The organism is Thalassoroseus sp. (assembly GCF_984380535.1).
In genome coordinates, this window is record NZ_CFHRBF010000016.1 from 226,801 (window position 1) to 234,354 (window position 7,554).

Annotated in this window: 8 protein-coding genes and 1 tRNA gene; 2 read left to right on the forward strand and 7 right to left on the reverse strand. The window is 53.6% G+C overall.

The genetic code is table 11. From position 1 onward, the window contains the following. Window positions 1-93 precede the first annotated feature (93 nt). The 3 genes from prmC to AC5DDB_RS21895 form a co-directional block, all read right to left on the reverse strand. Entirely contained in the window at window positions 94-999 is a 906-nt protein-coding gene (gene prmC / locus AC5DDB_RS21885; protein ID WP_491741902.1) for a peptide chain release factor N(5)-glutamine methyltransferase, read from the reverse strand. A gap of 87 nt (window positions 1,000-1,086) precedes the next feature. Further along, the gene (gene prfA, locus AC5DDB_RS21890) at window positions 1,087-2,166 is read right to left on the reverse strand and encodes a peptide chain release factor 1 (RefSeq protein ID WP_491741903.1); all 1,080 of its coding nucleotides are present in this window, start codon (window positions 2,164-2,166) and stop codon (window positions 1,087-1,089) included. Between the two features lie 142 nt (window positions 2,167-2,308). Then, window positions 2,309-2,602, reverse strand: a complete 294-nt coding sequence (locus AC5DDB_RS21895) for a type B 50S ribosomal protein L31 (RefSeq protein ID WP_491741904.1) — start codon at window positions 2,600-2,602, stop codon at window positions 2,309-2,311. 243 nt (window positions 2,603-2,845) lie between these two features. Here AC5DDB_RS21895 and AC5DDB_RS21900 point away from each other — a divergent pair, with 243 nt between their 5' ends. Continuing rightward, a complete protein-coding gene (locus AC5DDB_RS21900; RefSeq protein ID WP_491741905.1) occupies window positions 2,846-3,370 on the forward strand; it encodes a hypothetical protein in 525 nt (174 codons plus the stop codon). Here AC5DDB_RS21900 and AC5DDB_RS21905 read toward each other — a convergent pair. Then, window positions 3,367-4,566, reverse strand: coding sequence for a PP2C family protein-serine/threonine phosphatase (locus tag AC5DDB_RS21905; RefSeq protein WP_491741906.1), 1,200 nt, complete (start codon window positions 4,564-4,566; stop codon window positions 3,367-3,369). The genes AC5DDB_RS21900 and AC5DDB_RS21905 overlap by 4 nt on opposite strands. Before the next feature lie 424 nt (window positions 4,567-4,990). Here AC5DDB_RS21905 and AC5DDB_RS21910 point away from each other — a divergent pair. After that, window positions 4,991-5,079 (forward strand) — tRNA-Ser (locus AC5DDB_RS21910). Between the two features lie 214 nt (window positions 5,080-5,293). Here AC5DDB_RS21910 and AC5DDB_RS21915 read toward each other — a convergent pair. The 3 genes from AC5DDB_RS21915 to AC5DDB_RS21925 form a co-directional block, all read right to left on the reverse strand. Further along, on the reverse strand, window positions 5,294-6,490 hold the full coding sequence (locus AC5DDB_RS21915) for a tyrosine-type recombinase/integrase (protein WP_491741907.1): 1,197 nt from the start codon (window positions 6,488-6,490) through the stop codon (window positions 5,294-5,296). 44 nt (window positions 6,491-6,534) lie between these two features. Further along, a complete protein-coding gene (locus tag AC5DDB_RS21920) occupies window positions 6,535-6,834 on the reverse strand; it encodes a helix-turn-helix domain-containing protein (protein WP_491741908.1) in 300 nt (99 codons plus the stop codon). Window positions 6,835-7,354: 520 nt separating this feature from the next. Next, window positions 7,355-7,554 (reverse strand): hypothetical protein (locus AC5DDB_RS21925; protein WP_491741909.1); only part of this gene is annotated, 200 nt, incomplete at its 5' end.

Sequence of the window (7,554 nt, forward strand, 5' to 3'; positions counted from 1 at the left end):
TGGGCTGGGTTAGCGAAGCGTCGCCCCGCATGTTACGCGATATCGATGATCCAAAAATGCTGGGACCCGTCCCAGCCTACCGATTCCCGGAAGCTACGCCAACTGTGCTTTCGCGACACGGTCGTGTTTGCTGAGGTCTTTGATGATTTGAATGTTCTCGAACGTGCCAGGCGTGCCTAATAGTTCTCGACAAACTGCCCCTTGATCTTCGCCGATCTCGAACAACAGCCAACCGCCCGGTTTCAGCCATTGTGGCGATTCGTCAATCAAACGACGGATCACGTCTAAGCCATCCGTACCACCGTTGAGTGCCAAATGCGGTTCGTGCAAACGCACGTCGGGATCCAATTCGGCAATGTCGTCCTCTTTGATATACGGCGGATTGCTAACGATGAAATCGAAGGTCCGATCTGTTTCGAGAGTAGCGAACAAATCGCCAATCAAGAATTCGATGCGGTCGGCGATCTCATGAGTCTCGGCATTGGACTGAGCGACTTCCGATGCAGCTTCACTGACATCAATCGTGGTGATCTGCACACTCGCATGACGTTTGGCGATCGCGATCGGAATACATCCTGAGCCGGTACCGATTTCGAGAATCGTGGCCGCGGATTGTTCACCGAGATGCGAGAGTGTTTCCATAACCAGAGTTTCGGTGTCTGGTCGCGGAATTAGGACGTCCGGGGTGACACGAAACGACAGATTGTAGAATTCCTTGTGGCCAACAAGGTAGGCGACCGGTTCGGCCTTGGCTCGACGTTTGACGAGTTCCCGCATCGTGGCCCGCTGGTCATCGGTTAGCACTTCGGCAAACCGTGTGTAGAGTTCGATGCGAGCACATCCCCGAGCATGGGCAAGCAAGATCTCCGCGTCTAACCGGGGAGATTCGCTGCCATGTTGCGTGAGGTGGCTGGTTGTCCATTCCAAAATGCGTTGCACGGTCCACTCGTCAGGCTTGGTGGCCGACGAGGCTGCCGATGCGTTTTCAGGGGCGGACACGGAGACTCCTTTCGCGATGTGATTCAACTCTTGTACGATAGGCGTGTTGCGAGAAGTCCGTCAACGCCCGAGCCGAGTACTGCGGTCTCAATTCTTTTCCGGGTTGGGATTGTTGAGTCGTTCTTGCCGATCGAACTCCAACAAACCGCCGATCAATTCGCTCAGGTCTCCCGCGAGAATTTGATCGAGGCGATACAACGTGAGGTTGATACGGTGATCGGTCACGCGGCCTTGGGGGAAATTGTAGGTGCGGATGCGTTCGGAGCGGTCGCCGCTTCCGACAAGTGTGCGACGATGCTCTGCCCGATCGTTGGCGATCTTCTGCTGGCGTTGTTCGATGATCCGGCCCCGCAGAATCCGCATGGCGGTCGCCCGGTTCTTGTGTTGGCTTTTCTCGTCCTGACACTTCACCTGAATGCCGGTCGGGACGTGAGTAATCCGCACCGCGGACTCCGTTTTGTTAACCTTCTGTCCGCCAGGTCCACCGGCTCGCATGGTTTCAATTTCGAGGTCTTCGTCGCGAATGTCGACTTCGACTTCAGATGGCTCCGGCATGACGGCGACGGTCGCTGCCGACGTGTGGATTCGCCCCTGGGTTTCTGTCTCGGGAACCCGTTGCACGCGGTGCCCACCGCTTTCGAACTGCAAGTTCAGATACGCTCCGTCGCCGGTGATCGAGAACACGATTTCCTTATAACCCCCGACTTCACCACCACTGACGTCCATGGCCTCCCACTTCCAACCCTTCGTTTCGATGTATCGTTTATACATCTCGAACAAGTCGCCCGCGAACAAGGCGGCTTCATCGCCGCCGGTGCCGGCTCGAATTTCCATAATGCAACTGCCATAGGTCATCGCGTCCCCGGCTGCTGCAATATCTTCGAGTTCCTTTTCGTGTTTCTCGTGGGCGGCCAATAGCTCGTTCAACTCGGCCTGGGCATACTCTTTGCTCTCCGGGTCGGTCTCCTCTTCGAGCATCATCTGAGCGGCTTCGATGTCGGCTTGTCGCTCGTTGTAAGCACGGATCGAGAGAGCGACTTTCTGAAGCCCGCCATACTCCCGCTGGACGGCCAACATCTTGTCGACGTTGGCAAGCACGTCTGGATCTTGAAGTTGTTCCTCAAGTTCCTCGAACCGACGAAGTTTGGCTTCCAAGCTGGGAAACATGACGGCAATCCTGGTTAAGACCGGAGAAAGTTCGCAGTGAGATCGAAATTATCGAGTTCCGCGCAGCAACACGCGCTCTCATCAAATTCCCGCTTGCAACCGAGAGAACCTGATGAGAGCGCGTGAACGATCTCGATTGTTGCTAACCTTCGCTGGCTTGTTCGTCGCCACCTTTTTTCTTGCGACGTCGACCTTGCCAGTTGAACTTCTTGGTGAACTTCTCGATCCGCCCGGCCGAGTCGACGTGCTTCATCTGTCCCGTGTAGAACGGGTGCGATGCGGAACTCACTTCGACCTTGACCAGCGGATATTCTTTGCCGTCTTCCCACTCAATCGTTTCCTGAGATTGAATGGTGGAACGGGTCATGAATTTCGTGCCGGTCGAGGTGTCGAGGAACACCACCGGATGATAATCGGGATGGATGTCTGTTTTCATAGCGGAATCCAACCGCAAGACGGGTCGTCCGCCTGCGAATTCGAACCAAAAGAATGTATGGACGTACGCCGGACACGCACCGCACGGTTCCGGTTCGAGCTAGTGTAACGGACCGCATTTCGCCAGGCAAGGTCCGCTACCCCGAAGAAAACAGAGAAATGGAGCCAGTTTTAGGGATCCGAACCGACATATCTCCGTTGCAAGGTTGGATTCCGTCGCAAGTTGTCATCGCAGAGAACAACGATGTACGAAGACCACAACGATAGTGATATCGAAGTCCTCAAGATAGTTTTCTGGCTTGTCATCGGTTTCGTGTTCTGCACCTACCAGACTTGGAATGAGATCCGGTATTGGTTTGCGGGAGAAACGACGACTGCTCGCATTCTGCGAATGCACGAAAGTGTCGATGCAACCGTTGTTGGAAGCACCGTTAGAGGACATCAGATTCAAGAAGTGCGACTAGAATACCTGGATCAAAACGGACAACGAATCCAGCAAACGATTAACTTCCCACCAGGCTGGTTTCCTCCGGCCGACAGACAAGTTACAATTCAATACCGACCGGGTGTGCCCGAGTCAGCCCGTTGGCCGGGGAGCGTAACTTATGCGTTTGTCTGGGTTTGGGTGGTATACATCTCGGCGATTGTTGTCTTCTTTGCATGGATGCACCGGTTGGCAAACGAACCGACCGTCAGCTTCCGCGAAAAACGCCGACGCAAACGGTTAGCCCGTCGAAAGAAACGCTTCGCCCGCTACGCAAACCGTTAAACGTCTCCACGTTCGATGAGTAGCACGGAAGTATCGTCGTGACGCCCTGCCCCCTCGGTAAACGCGTTGGATGCATTGAATAGCACATCCAATGTCTCATCGAGTGGCTTGTCCCGGCATTCCTGCACGGTCCGCATAATCCCCGCTTGTCCGAATTGCCCATGCGTATCCTGTTTCTCGGCCGGGAAAGCTTCCTCAAGCCCGTCGGTGTAAAGAATCACACGACTTCGCGGCGGGATTTTGACCGATTTCCATTCGTAGTCACACTCACTGACAATCCCCAATGGCATACCACCATCATCCATTGTTCCCATCGGTTCGACTGAGTTATCGTCCAATCGGTGCAACAACGGCAGCGGATGCCCGGCGGATGTCCATTGAAACTCATGTGTTTCCGACTTGAGCAACCCGAACAACATTGTGATAAAGCCTTCGCTCTCGCCCACCATCGTCTGTTCGCACAGGTGGCGATTGACCGACTCCACAAACGCCGCCGTATCTTCATAGCGTCGATCAAGAATCATGCGAATGAGCGTATGCATCGCCATAATGGAGATACAGGCCTTCATCCCGTGCCCGGCGGCATCACCCAGCAATACAATTGTCTCGTCATTGGGGGCTTCGAACACGTCGTAATAATCGCCCCCTGCCAGGACAACCGGCGTGCCACCAATCACTTGCAGCTGCGAAGATTCATAACGCCCGCAAATGCGATAGCCGACTGGACTGCGGAGGTCCCGGGGCATAATCGATTCTTGCAACTTGCGAACCGATTCGATCTCCTCCCGTAATTTGGCAGAGATAATTCGTTCTCGCTCGGCTTTCACCGCCTCGACAACTCCTTGCAGAGTCGCCTGCAACAAAAACATGAAGTCTCCCGCTTTGTCACGAACCACGTACGCACGCAGTCCCTGACCTAAAAACCCCGCCAGCTGAAACATGGTTTCGAGATGACAAGCTCCGACGACGGGTAAGTCCGGGCGTGTCTTGCGAACCCGCTGGAAGACAGACATTGCAGTTGCATCATTCGGTCGGTCGGTCGGCAACAAGACGATGTCCCAAGGGGTACCAGACTCCAGTTCCGCCCAGAATTCGTCCAGATCCGATGTAATTAAGGCACTGGATTCATCGAGATTAAGATAGAGATTTAGCAGTTCCGCTTCGGCTGAATCATGCCATGCGACGAGAATACGCATCGAATTGCCACCAATTGAACGCAGAAGAGTCAGTGTCAACGATTTTTGACTGAACGCCAACGAAATTGATATCAAGATATGGAGATGCCCCCAAGCATACCGCCTTTTCCTGCAACAGGGTAGTGAGTCCCCGTATTCACAAGACGTACTTTTGCAGTGCGGCTGCGAAATCTAGTCTCCAAGATTGATTCAGCCATCGAAAGTTACCGACGGTAAAAGCGAGAGATCCCGCGGAAACGATCGCTCCCGTCACTATCGTTGTGAATAGGGCTCGCCAATGCCCTCAGGTTGAAGATAGCCTTGTGGCGAAAGTGCCATTCACAAGAATCCTCACCTTCCGCACTTGACGCCCGCCAGTGAGTCGTCCAAAATACCGCGTCTCAACCACGCCGAAACCATATGGTTTGTCGGGCGTGACCACTCCGGAGAGATGACAGAGTGGCCGATTGTGCGGCACTGGAAATGCCGTGTCCGGGGTAACCCGGACCGGGGGTTCGAATCCCCCTCTCTCCGCTTTGAAAACTGCGTGCTTCGTAAGTTGCTTTATCGCAATAACTTGCGGAGCACGTTTTTGTTTGTCCCACTGATTGGGACAAACATCGGGACAAATCGGAGTATTGAAGTCTTCAAGTGAGACAGATGAAGCGATTCACCCTTTGCTTTTGCGGCAGACACCTCCAAGTCAAAAGTTAGAACCTACGATCCTTCCTCCTGAACACCAGGAGAGTTATAGGTCTCCTAAGAAATTGATTTGCTGCATTTTTCGTTGGCTGTCTTCGTTCTTTAAATGGCGATAGTGGGCCACCATCTTTGAATCACGGTGGCCCACCCATTTCATGATCTCACCCTCTGAAGCCCCGCTGAGAAACGACTGTGAAACAAAAAAGTACCGGAACGAATGTAACCGGCCGTGCTCGAAGCCGATCTCACCTTCGGGCGTTGGAAACGTCTCTTTCAGCGGTTCGAGAACATCGCGAATTAGAATCCTCCGTACTGTGTCCGGCTTGAGTTTTCCTCCGCGAGGACCGTGCAGGAGCCGCCCATCAGGCTGCGTCTCCAGTCCTTCCAAAATCTCTCGAAGTTGCGGATGAATCGGCAAAGCCCGGCCACGACGTCCTTTGGTTCGTCGGGCAGTTCCCATTTGCTGCCGCCGACGACTACTGCGTTCGTCGGTCAACTGAATCGTATTCGACTCGAGATCGACATCCGAATGCCGCAAAGCCGCCAACTCGGAAATCCGCAGCCCGGTGCATGCCAATGTGATAATCACGTGTTTCAACCAAGCTAATTCAGAATTGGCTTCACAATGCTCGACCATCGTCCGAACCTCCTTCTGAGAATAACAGTAGGTGTCGGTTCCCTCCGGACGACGCATCGACAACTTGAAGCGGCAGGATTCCGGAATATGCTTTTCGTCGATCAACCATTGATGGACGGATTTCACCAACATCAATTCGAGATAAATCGACCTGTCCGCATACTGTTTGCGAGCCAGCCAATGGCCATATTTTTCCGTCCATTGTTTGGTGACTTCGCTCCAATTCGCGATACGGTGTTTTGCGCAGTAAGTTAAATGTTTATCACGCACTGCTCGGTAGCGTTTAAAGGTATTCTGACTGACACCGCCCATCACCTCCGGTCGATTACAGTGCTCCAAAAATAATCTCCACCCCTGCGGAGTGGAAATGTTTTGGCCAATCGCATGCTCGGCTTGTGGCGTCGCAAGCCGATGTTCGCCCGCTTTCTTCCGGTCTAGTAGTCGCAAATTGCTCAGTGCTTCATCACGATCACGGGTGCCTAGCGAATGTTTTCCCAGGTCGTATTCACCGCCGCGGCCATCGGCATACCACACACCATTCCGTTGAAATACTCGCCAAGTAAAAAACTCACAGGAAATCGGCGTTCGATCAGGTTTTCGTGGCATGATCGAACCTCCTTTCGTTCAGGGATTGATGAAATACTAATCGCTCATCCACTTGGGACGGCGACCCGGTAAGAGGATTTCTTCTTCAGCGTCGTTGTCGAATGGCTCTTCAGCGCTGCGGCGTTCAAGCGTATCCGGAGGAAACCGCAACTTGCCTCCTTTGCCCCCGGTTGGAAATACGCAATCTTTCCGGCGGCGACCCACCGGCGGATTTGCGTCACAGAGAAGCCGGATTGCTCGCTCAATTCCTTGATCGTGAGATATCTCCGACCGTCAGCTGGCTGTTGCTCGCTCATGGCATCGACTGCAGATTCGCCTACCGAAGTGTGTCGCAACGAAGTCATCAACCATGGCTTGGCAAATCAGCCAGCAGACAGTGGATGCGTCGTGTGCGACGTACGGGATCAATTAACAATTCATGTCGCTCCAATGGACATGCCGTTGTTTACCCGTTCTTGCGCGAGCCCAGAATCGAAGGTGAATGGACATGCTTTCGGAATCCTGGCGAGGAAAGCATCTGTGATAGGAATGCCCAGGCATAGGAATGCATCGATTGGTCGGTGAGTTTACGGCGTGGAGATTCTCACCCACAGAGGTTGGCGACATCCTGAGCGGGGAATCAGTCGAATGGGAAGATTGATCGACCGCAGAATTTGGGTAGGGCTAACGGCGGAGATGAGATTGGTAATCGTGATGACTGAGAAAGGCTGATACACAAATTCGCCCGGACGCAAGCCATCTGCGAATGGTGACCAACTTACCCTTTAACGCACGAATCGTCCTGTGAGCGTGGGGCGGTCGTTTGGAAAAGGTTGAAGCCGGCGGGTAGCTACTGACGCCTGCCAAAACACCTCACGAAGCAATTTACTCCGAGTGATCATCCCGCGGTCCACGTGGACTCTTCCGATCCCAATCGCTACCGAGAGATCTTCGAATCTTCGTCCGGTCTAACTGGATCGTGCTGACATCGACTCCCAAATACTCAGCGAATGCGCAATCGACTTGGTTTAATCGCGTGGGATGGCGTTCCCGCAACAAAAGCCAGAAGTGTTGTAGCCGGAAAT

Bases quoted from the DNA above. Each gene is read 5' to 3' on its own strand.
- AC5DDB_RS21920 (WP_491741908.1), bottom strand. From the start codon at position 6,834: ATGACTTCGTTGCGACACACTTCGGTAGGCGAATCTGCAGTCGATGCC.
- AC5DDB_RS21900 (WP_491741905.1), top strand. From the start codon at position 2,846: ATGTACGAAGACCACAACGATAGTGATATCGAAGTCCTCAAGATAGTT.
- AC5DDB_RS21915 (WP_491741907.1), bottom strand. From the start codon at position 6,490: ATGCCACGAAAACCTGATCGAACGCCGATTTCCTGTGAGTTTTTTACT.
- prfA (WP_491741903.1), bottom strand. From the start codon at position 2,166: ATGTTTCCCAGCTTGGAAGCCAAACTTCGTCGGTTCGAGGAACTTGAG.
- AC5DDB_RS21905 (WP_491741906.1), bottom strand. From the start codon at position 4,566: ATGCGTATTCTCGTCGCATGGCATGATTCAGCCGAAGCGGAACTGCTA.
- AC5DDB_RS21895 (WP_491741904.1), bottom strand. From the start codon at position 2,602: ATGAAAACAGACATCCATCCCGATTATCATCCGGTGGTGTTCCTCGAC.